This is a genomic window from Cellulomonas sp. ACRRI (genome assembly GCF_022346185.1).
GTDB lineage: Bacteria > Actinomycetota > Actinomycetes > Actinomycetales > Cellulomonadaceae > Cellulomonas.
The window spans coordinates 1-906 of record NZ_JAKRMS010000274.1 but is presented as its reverse complement, the minus strand read 5'-3'; the positions used below and the strand labels follow the sequence as shown (position 1 = coordinate 906).

Below are 906 nucleotides of genomic sequence, written 5' to 3'. Positions count from 1 at the left end.
GACCTCCGCCCCCAGCGCCACCACGCCCCGCGCCGGCGTCACCGCCGGCGCCGCGAGCGGCCCCGCGACCGCCCGCCCCGTCGCGCTCCGCGGCGTCGCCCGCACCTTCGCGACCCCGTCCGGCCCGCGCCCGGTGCTCGCCGGCCTCGACCTGGAGGTGGCCCCGGGCGAGATCGTCGCCGTCATCGGCCCGTCCGGCTGCGGCAAGTCGACGCTGCTGCGCCAGGTCGCCGGCCTCGACGCCCCCGACGCCGGGCAGATCCTGATCGGCGACGACCCGGTCGCGCCGTACGACGCCCGCACGGCGGTCGCGTTCCAGGAGCCGCGCCTGCTGCCGTGGCGCACGATCGCGCACAACGTCGCGCTCGGCGTCCCCCGCGGCACCCCGCGCGCCGAGTCCCGCGAGCAGGTCGCCCGGCTGCTGGACCTGGTCGGGCTCGCCGGCTCGGCGGGCCTGCGCCCGCGGCAGGTGTCCGGCGGCATGGCGCAGCGCGCGTCCCTGGCCCGGGCGCTCGCCCGCCGGCCCGGCGTGCTGCTCCTCGACGAGCCGTTCGGCGCGCTCGACGCCCTGACCCGGCTGCGGATGCAGGACCTGCTGCTCGAGGTGCACGCCAGCCGGCCGACGACCGTGCTGCTCGTGACGCACGACGTCGAGGAGGCGCTCTACCTGGCGGACCGCGTCGTCCTGCTCGGCGCCCTCGACCCCGCCGCGCCGGACGCCGCCTCGGTCCGCTCCGTCATCACGGTCCCCGGCGACCGGCCCCGCGACCGCGCGGACGCCCGGCTCGCGGAGCTGCGCGCCGAGCTGCTCGACGGCCTCGGCGTGCCCTCGCACCACCCGGCGCACGACCCCGACGCGCACCACTCGATCTGACCCGCACCACCCCGACACCCCCGACACACCAC

General features: G+C 79.5%; 1 protein-coding gene. It reads left to right on the top strand.

Annotation, left to right across the window (positions count from 1 at the left end; all coding sequences use genetic code 11):
- The coding region (locus MHY85_RS21135; protein ID WP_239200446.1) for an ABC transporter ATP-binding protein at positions 1-874 on the top strand (874 nt) is incomplete at its 5' end.
- Positions 875-906 lie beyond the last annotated feature (32 nt).